This is a genomic window from Eubacterium sp., assembly GCF_057858645.1.
Genome location: NZ_DBLZZO010000006.1, coordinates 48,078 through 66,739 on the forward strand (window position 1 = coordinate 48,078; position 18,662 = coordinate 66,739).

Consider the following 18,662-nt stretch of genomic DNA (forward strand, 5'->3'; position numbering starts at 1 on the left):
AATAAGAGAAAAGGAGTACATTTATTATGGAGAACAACAAAGGAACAATTTGTGTACAGGGGGGGTGGCAACCTAAAAAGGGAGAACCAAGAGTTTTACCTATTTATCAGAGTACAACATTTAAGTATGATACATCAGACCAGATGGGAAGATTATTCGATTTAGAGGATAGTGGATATTTTTACACAAGACTTCAGAATCCAACAAATGATGCAGTGGCACAGAAAATTTGTGATTTAGAAGGTGGTGTTGCAGCGATGCTTACATCCTCAGGACAGGCAGCAAATTTCTATGCAGTGTTTAATATTTGTGAGGCAGGAGACCATTTAATATGTTCATCTAATGTTTATGGCGGAACATTTAATTTATTTGGTGTTACAATGAAGAAGATGGGCATTGATGTAACTTTTGTGGATCCGGAAATTACACCTGAAGACTTGGATAAAGAATTTAAACCTAATACAAAGTGCGTGTTTGGTGAGTCAATTTCTAATCCGTCTTTAGTAGTTTTAGATTTTGAAAAGTTCAGTAAGGCAGCTCACAGCCATGGAGTTCCTCTTATTGTTGATAACACTTTCCCTACACCAATTAACTGTAGACCTTTTGAGTACGGAGTGGATATTGTTACTCATTCAACAACAAAATATATGGATGGTCATGCAATGGCAGTAGGTGGAGCAATTGTTGACAGTGGAAATTTTGACTGGCAGGCACATGGGGATAAATTTCCGGGAATGACACAGCCGGATGATTCTTACCATGGAATAGTTTATTCAGAAAAATTCGGAAAAGCCGGTTATATAACAAAAGCAACAGCTCAGGTTATGAGAGATTTAGGTTCAATACCTTCACCACAGAATTCGTTTTTATTAAATGTAGGACTTGAAACTTTACATTTAAGAATGCCTAAACATTGCGAGAATGCATATAAAGTTGCAAAATGGCTTAGTGAGAATGACAAGGTTGCCTGGGTAAATTATCCGGGACTTGAAGGTGATAAATATTATGAGAGAGCTAAGAAATACATGCCAAATGGAACTTGTGGTGTTTTAACATTTGGTATAAAAGGTGGTCGTGAAGCGTCTATTAAATTTATGGATAGCTTAAAGTTTATTGCAATTGTAACTCATGTGGCAGATGCAAGATCATGTGTACTTCATCCTGCAAGTCATACTCACAGACAGATGACAGATGAACAGTTAATTGAAGCAGGAGTACAGCCTGATTTGATTAGATTCTCAGTAGGAATTGAAGACGCAGAAGATATTATTGCAGACTTAGAACAGGCACTTAATCAGTAATATAATTAGAAAATATTGCAGAATAGATTAAAATAATGAATTAACTGAAAGAATAATATGCATAATTTAATGTAAAAACAAGCGAGGAGTAAAATGAAATTTAGACCATGCATTGACATTCATAATGGAAAAGTAAAACAGTTAGTAGGCGGTAGTCTTAAAGATAAAGGAAATCAGGCAGAAGAAAACTTTGTGTCTGAAAAAAACGCTGAAGATTTTGCACAATTATATAAGAAGGACAATTTAACAGGTGGCCATATTATTATTTTAAATGCAGGTGGTTCAGAGTTTTTTAAGGAATCTAAGAAACAGGCAATGTCTGCCCTTAAAGCTTACCCTAATGGAATGCAGATAGGGGGAGGAGTTACGGCAATTAACGCAGATGATTACATAAAAGCAGGTGCCACTCACGTAATTGTAACATCCTTTGTTTTTAAGGACGGAAAGGTTAATTATGGAAATCTCAAAAGCCTTGTAAAAGCTGTTGGAAAAGAACATATTGTTTTAGATCTTAGTTGTAGAAAAAAAGATGGACAATATTATATAGTTACTGACAGATGGCAGAAATTCACTGATGAAAAAGTGAATTTGGAAACTTTGAAAAAAATGTCAGAGTATTGTGATGAGTTCCTGATTCATGGCGTAGATGTAGAAGGAAAATCAGGTGGTATGGAAGAAGAGTTGGTGAGATTGCTGGCTGACTTTACAGAAATCCCAATAACATACGCAGGCGGAATTGGAACAATGGAACAAATCCAAAAGTTCAGAGAAATTTCTAACGGCAGAATGGATTTTACAATAGGCAGTGCAATTGATTTGTTTGGTGGTCCTTTGCCTTATGAACAAATTAAGAATATCCGTTAATACGATTATAATAAATAATAAAAGCATTATTAAGTAAGGTTAATAACAGTATTTGTTGTTAACCTTATATTTTTTTGAAAAAGTTGCACAATAATATAAGAAAAATATTGGAGGTGCAACAAATGGATGAAATAAAAGAATATGGACAGACCGATTTAGAAAATAATAACAGGGATAAAAAAATACATCTGTTATGTATTATAGGTGAAATTGAAGGCCATGAAAATGTGTCACAAAATACAAAGGCAACTAAATATGAACATGTTATACCGAAACTTGCCTGTATTGAAGATGACAAAGAAATAGACGGCTTGCTTGTTGTGTTAAACACAGTAGGCGGAGATGTGGAATGTGGACTTGCCATAGCAGAAATGATAGCAAGTTTAAGTAAACCTACAGTTTCTTTAGTTTTGGGTGGTAGTCATTCAATAGGCGTGCCTTTGGCTGTGGCGTCAGATTATTCTTATATAGTAGAAACAGGTACTATGGTCATTCATCCGGTTAGAATGAACGGCATGTTTATTGGCGTTCCACAGACTTATGAATATTTTAAGAAAATACAACAGCGTATTAATCATTTTGTAATTACTCACAGCAAAATAAAAGAAGAACGGTTTATGGAATTAATGACAGAAACTGAAGTTTTAACAAAAGATGTAGGAAGTATTCTTGTGGGAAAACAGGCTGTAGACGAAGGAATAATAAATGAAATCGGCGGTCTTAAAGATGCTATAGGCAAACTTTACCAACTTATAAGTGAAAAAGATAAAAATGTTTAGAAAAATAAGAAAATATGAAAGGTAATAAATAGGCATCTTGAATAAAAGTATGATTAATAGTAAAATATAAAGGATTATGTGTAAGTATAATTAGTTTTAGTATATAAAGAAGAGGTGCAAAGTGGCCAATACAAAAAGTAAAAGTGGAGGCAAAAAATCAAATACAAAGAAAAAGACTACTTCTACAACAAAAAGTAGAAGCAATGCCAAAAGCACATCAAGAGCCGGTAAGGCATCGGAAACAAGAAAGAGAAATGCACAAAAAGCAATAACTCACAAAAAAGTTGTAAAAGAAGTTGATTTGTGGATTGCGGTTGCAGTTGCGTTAGTTCTTTTCCTTAGCAATTTTGGTGTATGCGGAATTATAGGCGAGAGACTTAGTTCTGTTATGCTTGGAACTTTTGGATGGATGGGATATATTTTCCCCATCGTATTAGTTATATTTGTAGGTATCATCGTTTTTAACGAAATGAATTCAGGAATCGTAAGTAAGTTAATAACAGGTGCCATTGCATATATTGATTTTTGCTTATTATTTCATCTGATAAGTTACGGAGGCAGTAATCAGTCTAATATATCTATTTATCGTGAATCTGCTAATAATAATTTTAGCGGCGGAATTCTAGGTGGCATATTAGGTAAGGTTCTACATTCTTTATTAGGACTTACAGGTGCATATATTGTGTCTTTAGCAATTTTAATTATTTCAATTGTTATTTTAACGGAAAAATCTTTTATGGCAGCCATAAGAAACAGAGGTATGGATGTATATGAAAATGCTGCCAAAGATGCAGAGGTTAGACGTGAAATTGCTGCCACAAAGAAACAGCGAAAAAAAGAAGAAAAAGACAGACAGCGTGAGATAGAAAGACAGTATAGAAAACAAAGAGCAATAGGTGTAGATTTTGGAAATACAAGATTAGGTGATGAACCAATTGCTGATAGCAATATGGTAAGTAATCAGGCGGCAGCAGAAGCTGTTAATGAAAATGATTCTGCAACCTTTGGAGAAAGTCTGACTAATATTGATATTAATAATCAGGATGATTTAGTTCCAAAGGATAGAGTAGAAGCTGTAAAAGAACCATATAGAAGAACTTCTAAAAAGAAAAATGTAGCAAAAAATCCTAGTATTAAGAGTTCTTTACCTGATGGTTACGGTGATGGCTTTAGTGAACTGGCAGATAATTATAATAGTCAGGAAGTACATGAAATACATATAGAAGGAATTGATGATGTATTAGATGATGTTCCTGTTCAGGATGACACAGTTTACACTTACGAGGAAGAAGCAAAGAATACTCCTAAGAAGGCAGAAAACAGAGTTGTGGAAAATGATCCTCATGCAACAGACGGAGAATTTACACCAAAAGAAAGAATTATTGTAAGCGAGGAAGCCAAAAAAGCAATGAGTAGAAAACCTTTTGGTATGAATTCTACAGGAGGAGCGGCTGATACTGCTAACACAGCTAATGATAATGTAACAGCAGGCAGTGGCGCAGGTGAAAACGAAGTTGTGAACAGCGTAGATTCTTTAGAAACAGAAACGGTGGCAGATGAAAATAAGAAAATCCCTTCAGAAGGAAAAATTATTTCCCCTGTTAAGAAGAAATTGAAATACAAAAAGCCAAGTTACAATCTTTTAAAAGACAGTGAGAATGGTTCAAGCAAAGTAACAAGAGCATCCTTAATGGAAACAGCTAACAAACTGAAACAGGTTTTGGCTAATTTTGGAGTAAGAGTGGAAGTTACAAATGTTAGTAAGGGACCTTCTGTTACAAGATATGAGTTACAGCCTGAAATGGGTACAAAAGTCAGCAAGATTACAGGCTTAGCTGACGATATTAAATTAAACATGGCAGCGGCAGACATAAGAATTGAAGCACCAATTCCGGGAAAGGCTGCTGTAGGTATTGAGATTCCAAATGAAGGACGTGATTCGGTATGTTTAAAAGAACTTTTGATGTCAAAAGAGTTACAGAATCATAAGTCAAAACTTGCTTTCCCGGCAGGAAAAGACATTGCAGGAAAAGTAGTCGTGGCAGATATTGCAAAAATGCCACATATGCTGATTGCTGGAACAACAGGTTCGGGAAAATCAGTATTTACCAATTCAATATTAATGAGTATATTGTATAGAACAACGCCTGAGGAGGTAAGACTTATTGTGATAGATCCAAAGGTTGTTGAATTTCAGGTTTATAACAAGATACCTCATTTATTATATGATGTTGTTACAGATCCTAAGAAGGCGGCAGGTATTTTAAATTGGGCTGTTGCCGAAATGACAACAAGATACAATAAGTTTGCAAAAGCCGGAGCAAGAGATATTGGAAGTTACAACAAAAAAGTTGAAGAGGGCGATGTGGTAGATGACTTAGGCGAAAAGGCAGACAAGCTCCCACAGATTTTGATTGTTATTGACGAGTTGGCAGACCTTATGATGGTTGCGGCAAAAGAAGTGGAAGAAGCTATATGTAGATTGGCACAGCTTGCAAGAGCAGCAGGTATTCATATGGTTATTGCTACACAGAGACCTTCTGTTGATGTAATCACAGGTCTTATTAAGGCAAATATTCCATCGAGAGTTGCCCTTACAGTTGCATCGGGTACAGACTCAAGAACAATTATTGACATGAATGGAGCTGAAAAACTTTTGGGAAATGGTGATATGTTATTTTATCCCGCAGGTTATATTAAACCTGTCAGATTACAGGGGGCTTATGTTTCCGACCAGGAAATTTTTGATACAGTAGAATTTATTAAAAACAACAGTGGCGAGGCAGAATATGATGAATCAATTGATGCTAAATTAACCACAGATCAGGAAGTAATGAGCAATGGTAACAGTGGCAGAGATCCTTTATTTGCAGATGCCGGTAGGTTATGTATTGAAAAGAAAAAAGGTTCTACAAGTATGTTACAGAGACAATTTCGTGTTGGCTTTAACAGGGCAGCACGTATTATGGAACAGTTATATGATGCAGGCGTAGTTGGTCAGGAAGAAACTAACAAACCTAGAAAAGTCATAATGTCCATGGAAGAATTTGAAAATATTTTATAAGGAGAAGGAAGGCATATGAAAACAGACATTGAAATTGCACAGGAAGCAGAAATGCTACCAATTAAAGAGGTAGCTCAGAGGGTAGGATTACAGGAAGATGATTTAGAATTATATGGTAAATATAAAGCAAAAATCTCAAATGAATACTATGAAAGTATCAAAGATAACGAAGATGGAAAATTAATCCTTGTTACAGCTATTAACCCTACACCGGCAGGAGAAGGAAAGACAACAGTAACAGTAGGACTTGGGGAAGCTTTTGGTAGATTAAATAAAAAAGCTGTTATCGCATTAAGAGAGCCTTCACTTGGACCATGTTTTGGTATCAAGGGTGGTGCAGCAGGCGGCGGTTATGCACAGGTTGTACCAATGGAAGATTTAAACCTTCACTTTACAGGAGATTTTCATGCTATTACATCAGCAAATAACCTTTTAGCAGCAATGCTTGATAATTCAATTCAGCAGGGTAATGAATTAAACATTGATCCTAATCAGGTTGTTTGGAAGAGATGTGTGGACATTAACGACAGAGTATTAAGAAACATTGTTGTAGGTCTTGGACGTAAGGTTGATGGTGTTGTAAGAGAAGATCATTTTGTAATTACAGTAGCATCAGAAATTATGGCTATTTTATGCTTGGCAACAGATTATGCAGACTTAAAAGAAAGACTTGGAAAGATTATTGTTGCTTATACATATGACGGAGAACCTGTTACAGCAAAAGATGTTAAGGCTGTAGGTTCAATGGCAGTATTATTAAAGGATGCCATGAAACCAAACCTTATTCAGACTTTAGAACATACACCTGCATTAGTACATGGTGGTCCATTTGCAAACATTGCTCATGGATGTAACTCAGTTAAGGCAACAAAAACAGCTTTAAAGATGGCAGATTATGTTATTACAGAAGCAGGTTTTGGTGCTGACCTTGGAGCAGAAAAGTTCTTAGACATCAAATGTAGAAAAGCAGGTTTAAAACCTGATTGTGTAGTTTTAGTAGCAACAGTTAGAGCACTTAAATATAACGGTGGTGTTGCAAAAGAAGACTTGTCAGAAGAAAATCTCGATGCTTTAGAAAAAGGTATTGTAAACCTTGAAAAGCATATTGAAAACTTACAGAAATTCGGTGTGCCTGTAGTAGTAACATTAAACCAGTTTATTACAGATACAGAAGCAGAATATGAATACATTAAGAACTTCTGTGAAGAAAGAGGATGTGAATTCGCATTAGCAGAAGTTTGGGCAAAAGGTGGAGAAGGCGGAATCGCATTAGCAGAAAAGGTTATAGAAACAATAGAAACAAAACCTTCAAACTATGCACCTTTATATCCTGATGATATGCCAATTAAAGAAAAAATTGAAACAATTGCAAAAGAAATTTACGGCGCAGATGGAGTTACATACTCACCTGAAGCAGAAAAAGCAATTGCAAACGTAAACAAACTTGGATACAGCGATTATCCTGTATGTATGGCCAAAACTCAGTTCTCATTATCAGATGACAGAAGTAAGTTAGGAAGACCTACAGGATTCAAGATTAACATAAGAGACGTATATATTTCAGCAGGTGCAGGCTTTGTAGTTGCGCTTACAGGCAACGTAATGACAATGCCTGGATTATCAAAGAAACCGGCAGCATACGAAATCAACTTAACAGACGACGGAAAAATTCAAGGATTATTCTAGAATTACTCCAGAGTTGATTAAATAAATAAGAAAATGTATGTTTTGAAAATTTTGAGAATAAACAACATTATAAGAAAGTGCTTGGAAGCCGTCGGTTCATAAAGGTGACGAAGGCAGCTTTATAGAACCGCTACGAGCTGGAAGCAGCGGAAGGGTGCTTTCGTTAATTTATTGATTAAATAAATAAGAAAATGTATGTTTTGAAAATTTTGAGAATAAACAACATTATAAGAAAGTGCTTGGAAGCCGTCGGTTCATAAAGGTGACGAAGGCAGCTTTATAGAACCGCTACGAGCTGGAAGCAGCGGAAGCGTGCTTTCGTTAATTTGTTTATTCTCAAAATAATAAAACAGAACTAAAAAGGAGAAGAAATGGCAAAGATTATAGATGGAAAAGCTATTTCAGCAGAAATAAAAGAAGAACTAAAAGAAAAAGTAGCTGAATACAAAAAGCAGGGAGTTGAAATTACGTTAGCTGTAGTTAAAGTTGGAAATGACCCTGCATCAGCAGTTTATGTAAGAAATAAGGAAAAGGCATGTGAATATGTAGGCATTACATCAAGAACATTAGCACTTCCTGAAGAAACAACAGAAGAAGAACTTTTAAAAGTAGTTAATGACTTAAATGAAGACAAGGCAGTAAATGGTATTTTAGTACAGTTGCCACTTCCAAAGCACATTGACGAAAGCAAAGTTTTACTTGCAATTGACAGCAACAAGGATGTTGATGGATTCCATCCTGTAAATGTTGGTAAAATGGTTATTGGTGAAGAAACATTTCTTCCATGTACACCGGCAGGTATCATTGAAATGCTAAAAAGAACAGATGTTGAAATTTCAGGCAAGGAATGTGTTGTTATTGGCAGAAGTAACATTGTTGGTAAACCAATGTCAATGTTAATGTTAAAAGAAAATGCTACAGTTACAATTGCTCATTCTAGAACAAAAGACTTAAAAGAAGTAACAAAGAGAGCAGATATTTTAATAGCTGCAATTGGAAAAGCTAAGTTTGTTACAGCTGATTATGTAAAAGAAGGTGCTGTAATAATTGACGTTGGTATGGACAGAGATGAGAATGGCAAGTTATGTGGAGATGTGGATTTTGATTCGGTTTCACAGGTTGCAAGTGCAATTACTCCTGTTCCGGGAGGCGTTGGCCCTATGACAGTTACAATGTTATTAGTGAACTGCTTAAGAAGTGTAGAATTAAACAAATAAAGGCTAATTCACTTATTAGCCATAAAAAAGATGTTTATAATGAAAGGATGGTTGTATGTTTGCAAATATAATAGTTGATATTTCACATGAAAAATTAGACCGTCCTTTCGGATACATCATACCTAAAGAACTTGAAGATAAAATATCCGTAGGAACAGCCGTAATGATTCCTTTTGGAAGAGGAAACAGACTTATTTCAGGATATGTTATTGAAATAACAGATACCCCCGGCTTTGATGTAAGTAAAATGAAACCAATTCATTCTGTTGTAGAAAATGCTACATCAGTTGAGGGAGAGTTGATTAAACTTGCCTGGTGGATAAAGGAAAACTACGGTTCAACTATGAATCAGGCACTAAAAACAGTAATACCTGTAAAACAGACAGTACGAGGTATTGAGAAGAAAACCATTGTTCTTAATTTATCTAAGGAACAGTTAGAAGAAAAAATTCAGACATATACGAAGAAAAACGCAAAAGCAAGAGTCAGACTTTTAAATGAATTAAGTAACACAGACCGATTATCAAAGAATCTGGTTGTGGATAAATTAAATATATCAGCAGGCACATTAAAAGCAATGGAACAGCTTGGAGATATTATAATAGAAACTGACACAGGCTATAGAAATCCTGTTAAAAAAATTGAGCAAAAAGCATATGATATTATTTTAAATGAACAGCAAAGACAGGTTTCAGAAAACATAAAAAAAACTATGGATTTCAGAAATGACAGTAAGCCTAATATTCATTTAATCCATGGAATTACAGGAAGTGGAAAAACAGAAGTATATATAGATTTAATTGACTATACAATCAGTAAAGGAAAAGCGGTAATAGTTTTAATACCGGAGATTGCATTAACATACCAAACTGTAATGAGATTTACAAGAAGGTTTGGTGACAGAGTTTCAATTATTAATTCAAGATTGTCAAAAGGTGAGAGATACGATCAGTTTGAAAGAGCAAAAAACGGTGATGTTGACATAATGATAGGTCCAAGATCAGCTTTGTTTACACCTTTTAAGAATTTAGGTTTAATAATAATTGACGAGGAACATGAAAGCGCCTATAAAAGTGAATCAGTGCCTAAGTATCATGCAACGGAAGTGGCAATAAAAAGAGCAAAAGACGTGGGAGCAACGTTAGTATTAGGATCAGCCACACCTTCTGTAGAATCTTACTATAGGGCAAAAAATGGCGCGTATAAGCTACATGTATTAAACAAAAGAGAGAAAGGTAATTTACCGGAAGTACATGTAGTTGATTTAAGAGAAGAATTAAAGAATGAAAATAAATCTATTTTTAGTATTGAATTACAGAATTTGATAAAAGACAGATTAGAAAAAAAACAACAGACAATGTTGTTTATAAATAGAAGGGGCTATGCAGGATTTGTGTCCTGTAGAGATTGTGGTGAAGCAATAAAGTGTCCCCATTGTGACGTAACGTTAAAACTTCATAGAAACAGAAAGTTAGTTTGCCATTATTGTGGTCATACAGAAAATATGCCTACACTTTGTCCAAAATGTGGTTCTAAATATTTGGGCGGCTTTGGAATAGGAACCCAGCAAATTGAAACTGCCGTAAAGAAAATGTTTCCTCACGCAAGAGTTTTGCGAATGGATGCAGACACAACTTCAAAAAAAGGTGGGCACGACGAAATTTTATCAGCCTTTGCTAACAGAGAAGCTGATATTTTAGTTGGTACACAAATGATTGTAAAAGGTCATGACTTTCCAGGAGTTACCTTAGTAGGTGTAATTGCAGCTGACATGTCATTGTATTCATCAGACTATTGTGCAAATGAAAGAACATTTCAACTTATTTGCCAGGCAGCAGGTAGAGCCGGTAGAGGTGAATTGCCGGGCATTGCCATTGTCCAGACCTATTCACCTGACAATTACAGCATCGAAACAGCAGGCAGACAAAATTATGAAGAATTCTATGAAGAAGAAATTGCTTACAGAAAACTTATGAAGTATCCGCCGGTATCGAACATGGTTTCCATTTTACTTCAGGGAAGAGAACAGAAGCAATTAATAGAAGTTACTAATTATTTAGTGGAAATAATAAAGAATTACAAAGATAAATATTTTAAGGAACTGTTTGTTATTGGACCGGCAGATCCACCTGTAGGAAAAATAAATGACATATACCGAAAAATAATTTACTTAAAAAGTGACAGCAGACAGGGAATTATCCAATTAAAAAATTATTTAGAAGATGTTATAAACAGTTCACAGAAATTCAAAAAAATTAATATACAATTTGATTTTAAAGCGTAGTAAAGGAGATAAAAATGGCTATAAGAAATATTAGAGAATTAGGAGAAGAATGTTTAAGAAAGGTATGCAAGCCTGTAAAAGATGTTAATCTTAGAACAAAGATTTTAATAGGCGACATGTTTGACACAATGTATGAAGCAAATGGTGTTGGACTTGCAGCACCACAGGTTGGAATTCTTAAAAGAATTTTTGTAATTGACTGTGGCGATGAAGAAGGAAACAGTGTGCCATATGTATTCATTAATCCTGAAATTTTAGATAGAGACGGTAGTCAGACAGATTATGAAGGTTGTCTTAGTGTACCGGGAAAATCAGGTAAGGTAACAAGAGCCAACTGGGTAAAAGTCAGAGCTTACAATGAAAAAATGGAAGAATTTGAAATGGAAGCTGAAGGCTTACTTGCAAGATGTATTCTTCATGAAAATGACCATTTAGATGGTGTAATCTATGTAGATAAAGTAGAAGGTCGTTTATACAATAACGAAGAGTTACAAGGTGAAGAATAAGTAATTGCAGAGACAGTTACTTATAACTACAGAGAGAAAAACAGATAATAGTAAGGTACAGTATATAATTGTGCTTATTAATGGAGGAGTATATGAGAGTAGTATTTATGGGAACACCGGATTTTTCAGTTCCGGCTTTAGAAAAAATTGCAGACAAACATGAGGTTGTGGCAGTTGTAACACAGCAGGACAGACCAAAGGGACGTGGACATAAAATGCAGTTTACTCCTGTAAAAGAAAAGGCGGTAGAACTAAATATACCTGTTTATCAGCCTGAAAAAGTCAAGAATCCTGAATTTGTTCAAGTATTAAAAGAATTAAAGCCTGATGTGATTGTAGTAATTGCATTTGGACAGATTCTCTCAAAAGAAATTTTGGATTTACCAAAATACGGTTGCATAAATGTTCATGCATCATTGCTTCCTGAATATAGAGGAGCAGCGCCAATTCAATGGGCTGTAATTGATGGCAAAAAGGAAAGTGGTGTTACAACAATGTACATGGCAGAAGGACTTGATACAGGTGACATAATAGACAAGAAGATTGTGGAATTAGATAAAAAAGAAACAGGTGGCAGTCTTTTTGATAAATTAGCAATTACAGGTGGTAGTCTTATTTTAGAAACATTAGAGAAGTTGGAAAATAATACTGCATTAACTACTCCACAGGATGATGATAAGTCAACTTATGCAGGTAAAATCACAAAAGAATTAGGTCATATAGATTTTACAAAGTCAGCAGAAGAAATCGAGCGACTAATCAGAGGACTTAATCCATGGCCAAGTGCATTTACATATCTTGATGAAAAGGTATTAAAAATATGGGATGCAGATGTTATAGATGAAGAAGTAGCAGAAGAGCCGGGAACAATTATTAGTACAAATAAAACATTAAAAGTTGCCACAGCATATGGCTATTTGGACATTAAGGAATTACAGTTACAGGGGAAGAAAAGAATGGACGTTGTATCCTTTTTAAATGGATATAAAATAAATTCTACGAAATTAGGTTAAACTATATGAAGTTTTAAACAGGAGGTAGTTGTATGCTTTACGGTTTTTATTTTGATCCAACATATATTTTGATTATTATTGGCATGGCTTTATGTCTGGCAGCATCGGCTCATGTTAATTCAACATTTAATAAATATTCAAGAGTGAGAAGCAATTCGGGAATGACAGGTGCTCAGGCAGCACAGAGAATTTTGGAATCACAGGGGATATATGATGTGTCAATCAGACATATTTCAGGTAATCTTACAGATAACTATAACCCATCAACAAAGGTATTAAGTTTGTCAGATGCAACTTACGGAAGCACAAGTGTAGCGGCAATTGGTGTGGCGGCTCATGAGTGTGGTCATGCAATGCAGCACAACAAAGGCTATGCACCAATATCCGTTAGAAATGCGCTAGTACCATTTGCTAACTGGGGTTCAAGATTATCATGGGTTTTAATTATTATAGGTATTATCTTTTATGGACAGGGAACAGGTCAGACAATGATTAATATTGGTATATTTGCCTTTTCTTTAGCCGTTTTATTTCAAATTGTCACATTGCCTGTAGAGTTTAATGCGTCAAACAGAGCCATTAGAGTTTTGGAATCCACAGGTATTTTTGGAACATCAGAATTAAAATGTACCAAAAAGGTACTAGGGGCAGCAGCTTTAACATACGTTGCGGCAGCAGCATCATCGATTTTACAGTTATTAAGATTAATCCTATTGTTTGGAGGACGAGATGACGACTAATGGTAATCCACAGGTCAATTTAAGAAATAGTGTTTTAACTATGCTTTGTAAAGTAGAGGACGGAGCAAAAAGTCATATTGTTTTAAAAGAAACATTAGACAGTTACGATTATTTAGATAAACAGAAAAGAGCATTTGTAACTGTTTTGTTTAAAGGCACAATTGAAAGACAAATAGAGCTTGATTATATTATTAATCAATTTTCAAAAACAAAAGTTTCAAAAATGAAGCAGGTAATTAGAAATATAATCAGACTTTCTGTATATCAGCTTAAATACATGAACAATGTACCTGACTCGGCAGCCTGCAATGAGGCAGTGAAGCTTGTTAATAAAAGAAAAATGTCAGGGCTAAAAGGTTTTGTTAATGGTGTTTTAAGAAACATATCAAGAAGTCTTGATAAAATAGAATATCCAAAAGATAAAAAAGAATATTTGTCTGTGTGTTATTCAATTCCTATGTGGATAATAGAAATGTGGTCCCAGCAGTATGGAATTGAGAGAACAGAACAGATTTTAAATAGTTTGTATGAAACAAATGAATACACAACCATACGAGTAGATTCTAATAAGATGTCACCTAAGCAGGTTATTGTTGAGTTTGAAAAGGAAAATATTTCCGTAAAACAATCAGAACTTTATGGAAATGCTTTGTATATTAAAGGTTACGATTCTCTTGAAAAATTAAAGTTGTTTGAAGATGGCATAATAACTGTACAGGACGAAAGTTCCATATTAGTAGGTCTTGCAAGTGGAGTTAAAGAAAATGATTATGTTATGGATGTTTGTGCGGCTCCAGGCGGGAAGAGTATTCACATAAGCCAGCTTATGAATGGAACAGGAACGGTTCAGGCAAGAGACTTAACAGAGAATAAAGAAAGATTAATTAAAGAAAATATTTCCCGAATGAAAATTAAAAATATAGAAACAAAGGTTTGGGATGGAACAAAAGAGGACAAAGAGGCTATTGGAAAAGCAGATGTTGTTATTGCAGATGTTCCATGCTCAGGACTTGGAATTATTGGAAATAAAAGTGACATAAAGCACAATGTTTCTAAGAAACAGATTTTTCAGTTAGTGGAAATTCAAAGAAAGATATTAGAGCAGGCATGTAAGTATGTTAAAATAGGTGGTAGATTAGTCTACAGTACATGTACTGTAAACAAATACGAAAATAATGAAAATGTAGAATGGATAGAGAAAAATTTACCATTGAGAAGAACTGATTTTGGAGAGCTTTTTCCAAAGAAGTTAGATAATGGGAATGGCATGATTCAAATATTCCCAGGAGATTACAACATGGACGGATTTTTCATATCAGTATTTGAAAAAATAAAGGATTAATATGGACGAAAAGAAGGATATAAAGTCTTTTAATTTGAAAGAATTAAAAGAAGAAATGGAAAAAATCGGTGAAAAGTCTTTTAGGGCGAAACAGATTTATCAGTGGTTGCATAAAGAAAAAGTTACAGATTTTGAAGAAATGACAAACATATCAAAGGCCTTAAGACAAAAATTAAATGACCAGTATGAAATTAGAAATGTAAAAAAGCATGAAGTTCTAATTTCGAAAATTGATGGTACAAGAAAATATCTTTTTGAAATAAAAGGCGGCTCCATAATAGAGAGTGTTCTTATGAGATATCATCATGGTAATTCAGTATGCATATCAACACAGTCAGGTTGCAGAATGGGCTGTAGATTTTGTGCTTCAACTTTAAATGGCTTAGAGCGCAATCTGACAACTTCTGAATTGTTAGGACAGATATATGAAATTGAGAAAGACATTAATGAAAAAGTTTCCAATGTAGTTCTTATGGGAAGCGGGGAACCTATGGACAACTTTGATAATGTAGTTAAATTCATTCAGATGATTTCAGATGAAAATGGAGCTAACATCAGTCAGAGAAACATAACACTTTCAACATGTGGAATTGTACCGAAGATTAATGAGTTGGCAGACATGCATTTTCAAATAACTTTAGCATTATCACTTCATGCATCAAACAACGAAACAAGAAAAAGCTTAATGCCTATTGCATATAAGTATTCTATTGATGAAGTAATAAATGCCTGCAAAAATTATTTTGCCAAAACAGGCAGAAGAATTACTTTTGAATATAGTCTTGTGGCCGGACAGAATGATACTGTGGAAGAAGCCGATGCTTTATGCAGATTAGTAAAAGGAATGAATTGCCATATTAATCTTATACCTGTAAATCCTATAAAAGAACGCGATTATGTTCAATCCGGTAAAAAAGCAGTAGAGCAGTTTAAAAACAGGGTTGAAAAAAATAAGATAAATGTTACTATAAGAAGGGAAATGGGCAGAGATATTAACGGTGCCTGTGGACAGCTTAGAAACGAGGCAATGAAAGGAAGAAAGGAGGAAAGCAATGTCTAGAGAAATAATAAATGCTTTTGGAAAAACAGACGTTGGATTAATGAGAACAATTAATCAGGACAGTATTTTCACATCTATTGAACCAATAGGTAAGCTCCCTAATCTTTTTATTGTTGCTGACGGTATGGGAGGACATAAGGCGGGTGACGTTGCATCCAGGGCTGCAATTGAGAAGTTCGTAAAGTATGCATGTACAACTCATATGTCAGATCCTGCAAATATTTTAGATTCAGGAATTATATCAATTAATAAAGAAATATATGACATGGCAATTTCAAACAAGGATTATAGTGGTATGGGAACTACTTTTGTAGCGTGCTCAATAGTGGATAATCATGTATATATTGCTAATGTTGGGGATAGCAGATTATATTTAATCGGTAGAGATATCAGACAGATTACAAGAGATCATTCTCTTGTTGAAGATATGGTAAGAATGGGAATGATTGACAAGGAGGAAGCAAAAACTCATTACAAAAAGAATGTAATAACAAAAGCTATAGGGGTGGCAGATGACAGAACTGCAACACCTGATATTTTTGAAATAGAAATATCAGACGGTGAGAAGCTTTTGCTATGCTCAGATGGTCTTACAAATATGGTTGAGGACTATGAAATTAAAAAGATAGTAACCAAAAACGAAAGAATCGAGGATGCAGTAAGAGCATTGATTGATCAGGCAAATGAGAATGGTGGAAAGGATAATATATCAGCAATTCTAATACAACCTGTATTGGGCAAGGAGTAAAACTATGTTGGAAAAAGGGAATTTTATAAATAACAGATATGAGATTATTAATCCTGTTGGAGCAGGTGGTATGTCTGATGTCTATAAAGCAAAAGATCATAAATTAAACAGAAATGTTGCTATAAAAGTATTAAAATCAGAATATAGCAAAGATAAGAATTTTGTATCAAAATTCAGAGTAGAGGCACAGTCAGCTGCAAGTCTTATTCACCCTAACATTGTAAATGTATATGATGTAGGTGAAGATGATGGACTATATTACATAGTTATGGAACTTATTGAAGGCATAACTTTAAAAAAATATATTGAGAAAAAGGGCAAGCTTTCTTTTAGAGAGACAATTAGCATAGCAATCCAGATTGCCAACGGAATTGAGTGTGCCCATAACAATCAAATTGTTCATAGGGATATTAAACCACAGAATATTTTAATATCCAGAGAAGGTAAGGTAAAAGTAACAGATTTCGGTATTGCAAGGGCAGCATCTGCCAATACAATTAACGGAAATGCAATGGGATCTGTGCATTATATATCTCCTGAACAGGCAGGCGGACAATATGTTGACGAGAAAAGTGACATATATTCCCTTGGTATTACAATGTTTGAAATGTACACAGGTCGCGTTCCTTTTGACGGAGAATCAACTGTGTCAATTGCTCTTAAGCATATTCAGAGCAATGTGCCAAGTGTACGTGAATATGTACCAACGGTGCCTGTAAGCATTGAGAAGATTATTCTTAAATGTACACAGAACAAAGCTGACAGGAGATATCCAAAGATATCATTACTTATATCAGATTTAAAAAGAGCTTTGGCAGAACCAAATGTTGATTTTGTACAGTTGGACACATCAAACATTGGTGGTTCAACAGTCATGATTACAGATGATGAAATTAACCAAATTAGAAAAGGCTCAAGTGATAATAGAAAAGATACAGTTGAAGATACTTTAGATGACGAAAACGATATTGATAAATTAAATCCTAAAATGGACAGAATTGTGTCTGTTGGTGGAATTATTATTGGAATTATCGCTTTATTAATTGCAACTGTAGTAGCAACATTATTTATTAGTGATAATAATTTTGATTTCGCAAAAAAAGCAGAAACAGTAGAGGTTTCAACTGTTCCATCAGATAAGACTATTGTACCTAATGTTTTAGGTCAGACTTTAGATGATGCAGAACAATTACTTCATAAAAACTACTTAGGATATAAATATGATTCAAATTATGTATATAGCGATATTTATCCTAAAGATACAATTGTTTCACAGTCTATTGATTCAGGAAAAATGGTTGATAGAAACGAAACAGTTACTTTGGTAGTAAGTAAGGGAGCAAAGAAAATTACAGTTCCATCAGGTATTGTAAATTCTTCATTGGAAACAGCCAAAGATACAATCAAAAAAGCAGGTCTTAAAACTGAGGTTGTATATGAATACAGTGACAGAAGTATTGATGTGGTTATTTCATGTTCACCATCAGAAAGAGCATCTGTTTCAAAGAACAGTATTGTTACTTTAAAAGTAAGTAGAGGAAGAACAGTAAGCAATAATCAGAGTGTATACACAGTGCCTAATTTAGTAGGAATGGAACAGGGAAAAGCTCAAGCTAAGATTTCATCATCAGGATTTAGCATTGGTGCTGTTAGAGAAGTTTACGATGAAAAAATTGAAAAAGGAATTGTTATCAGACAGACTCTTAAAGCCGGTACTTCAATCCCATCAGGGGCTACAATAGGTTTAGTAGTAAGTAAAGGACCGGAAAATCCGGAAGAGTACAAGGCAACATATACATTTGCTTTGGAAGATTTAGTTGACTCTGATGGAAATCCTATTACAGAAGGTGTTGTAAGTGTTGCTGTTGACGAAGTTTTACAGAAAGTAGACAAAAAATACTCAGATGTTTCTAAGTGGGATGGAGATTACACAATGGACTTAACCAGCGAAACAAAGGGGAAAGCTACTATTGAGTTGTTCGTAAATGGAAAGAGTGTAAAGAAAGATACAGTTAAATTTAAATAGAAAAGCCCACCCGTAAGGGTGGACTTATCTAT

14 protein-coding genes are annotated in these 18,662 nt (G+C 34.6%); all 14 read left to right on the forward strand.

The genetic code is table 11. The annotated features are described in order from the left end of the window. Positions 1-26 precede the first annotated feature (26 nt). The gene (locus ACZM4J_RS03395) at positions 27-1,301 is read left to right on the forward strand and encodes an O-acetylhomoserine aminocarboxypropyltransferase/cysteine synthase family protein (RefSeq protein ID WP_412335470.1); all 1,275 of its coding nucleotides are present in this window, start codon (positions 27-29) and stop codon (positions 1,299-1,301) included. A gap of 93 nt (positions 1,302-1,394) precedes the next feature. Continuing rightward, the gene (hisA, locus tag ACZM4J_RS03400) at positions 1,395-2,165 is read left to right on the forward strand and encodes a phosphoribosylformimino-5-aminoimidazole carboxamide ribotide isomerase (protein WP_489485614.1); all 771 of its coding nucleotides are present in this window, start codon (positions 1,395-1,397) and stop codon (positions 2,163-2,165) included. 122 nt (positions 2,166-2,287) lie between these two features. Then, positions 2,288-2,944: a ClpP family protease gene (locus ACZM4J_RS03405; protein WP_022165800.1), complete on the forward strand. Its 657-nt coding sequence runs from the start codon at positions 2,288-2,290 to the stop codon at positions 2,942-2,944. A 121-nt stretch (positions 2,945-3,065) separates the two neighbouring features. Further along, positions 3,066-6,008, forward strand: coding sequence for an FtsK/SpoIIIE family DNA translocase (locus tag ACZM4J_RS03410; RefSeq protein ID WP_412335469.1), 2,943 nt, complete (start codon positions 3,066-3,068; stop codon positions 6,006-6,008). Positions 6,009-6,023: 15 nt separating this feature from the next. After that, positions 6,024-7,694, forward strand: coding sequence for a formate--tetrahydrofolate ligase (locus tag ACZM4J_RS03415; protein WP_022165802.1), 1,671 nt, complete (start codon positions 6,024-6,026; stop codon positions 7,692-7,694). A 371-nt stretch (positions 7,695-8,065) separates the two neighbouring features. After that, positions 8,066-8,911: a bifunctional methylenetetrahydrofolate dehydrogenase/methenyltetrahydrofolate cyclohydrolase FolD gene (gene folD / locus ACZM4J_RS03420; protein WP_117999119.1), complete on the forward strand. Its 846-nt coding sequence runs from the start codon at positions 8,066-8,068 to the stop codon at positions 8,909-8,911. Between the two features lie 55 nt (positions 8,912-8,966). After that, a complete protein-coding gene (gene priA, locus ACZM4J_RS03425; RefSeq protein WP_022165804.1) occupies positions 8,967-11,195 on the forward strand; it encodes a replication restart helicase PriA in 2,229 nt (742 codons plus the stop codon). A gap of 14 nt (positions 11,196-11,209) precedes the next feature. Continuing rightward, positions 11,210-11,701 (forward strand): peptide deformylase, encoded by a 492-nt coding sequence (gene def, locus ACZM4J_RS03430; protein WP_302689211.1) that lies wholly within the window; start codon positions 11,210-11,212, stop codon positions 11,699-11,701. A 92-nt stretch (positions 11,702-11,793) separates the two neighbouring features. Continuing rightward, positions 11,794-12,714, forward strand: coding sequence for a methionyl-tRNA formyltransferase (fmt, locus tag ACZM4J_RS03435; RefSeq protein WP_489485618.1), 921 nt, complete (start codon positions 11,794-11,796; stop codon positions 12,712-12,714). Positions 12,715-12,746: 32 nt separating this feature from the next. Continuing rightward, entirely contained in the window at positions 12,747-13,454 is a 708-nt protein-coding gene (locus ACZM4J_RS03440) for a zinc metallopeptidase (protein WP_022165807.1), read from the forward strand. After that, positions 13,444-14,796, forward strand: a complete 1,353-nt coding sequence (gene rsmB / locus ACZM4J_RS03445; RefSeq protein ID WP_022165808.1) for a 16S rRNA (cytosine(967)-C(5))-methyltransferase RsmB — start codon at positions 13,444-13,446, stop codon at positions 14,794-14,796. The genes ACZM4J_RS03440 and rsmB overlap by 11 nt, the downstream gene beginning before the upstream one ends. 1 nt (position 14,797) lies before the next feature. After that, positions 14,798-15,856 carry a dual-specificity RNA methyltransferase RlmN gene (gene rlmN, locus ACZM4J_RS03450; RefSeq protein WP_118436862.1) on the forward strand — a complete coding sequence of 353 codons (1,059 nt, stop codon included), beginning with the start codon at positions 14,798-14,800 and terminating at the stop codon, positions 15,854-15,856. Next, complete coding sequence (locus ACZM4J_RS03455; protein ID WP_022165810.1) at positions 15,849-16,604, forward strand: Stp1/IreP family PP2C-type Ser/Thr phosphatase; 756 nt, start codon at positions 15,849-15,851, stop codon at positions 16,602-16,604. Before rlmN ends, ACZM4J_RS03455 begins: the two co-directional genes overlap by 8 nt. 4 nt (positions 16,605-16,608) lie before the next feature. Further along, positions 16,609-18,630, forward strand: coding sequence for a Stk1 family PASTA domain-containing Ser/Thr kinase (pknB, locus tag ACZM4J_RS03460; protein ID WP_302689209.1), 2,022 nt, complete (start codon positions 16,609-16,611; stop codon positions 18,628-18,630). The last annotated feature ends 32 nt before the right edge of the window (positions 18,631-18,662 follow it).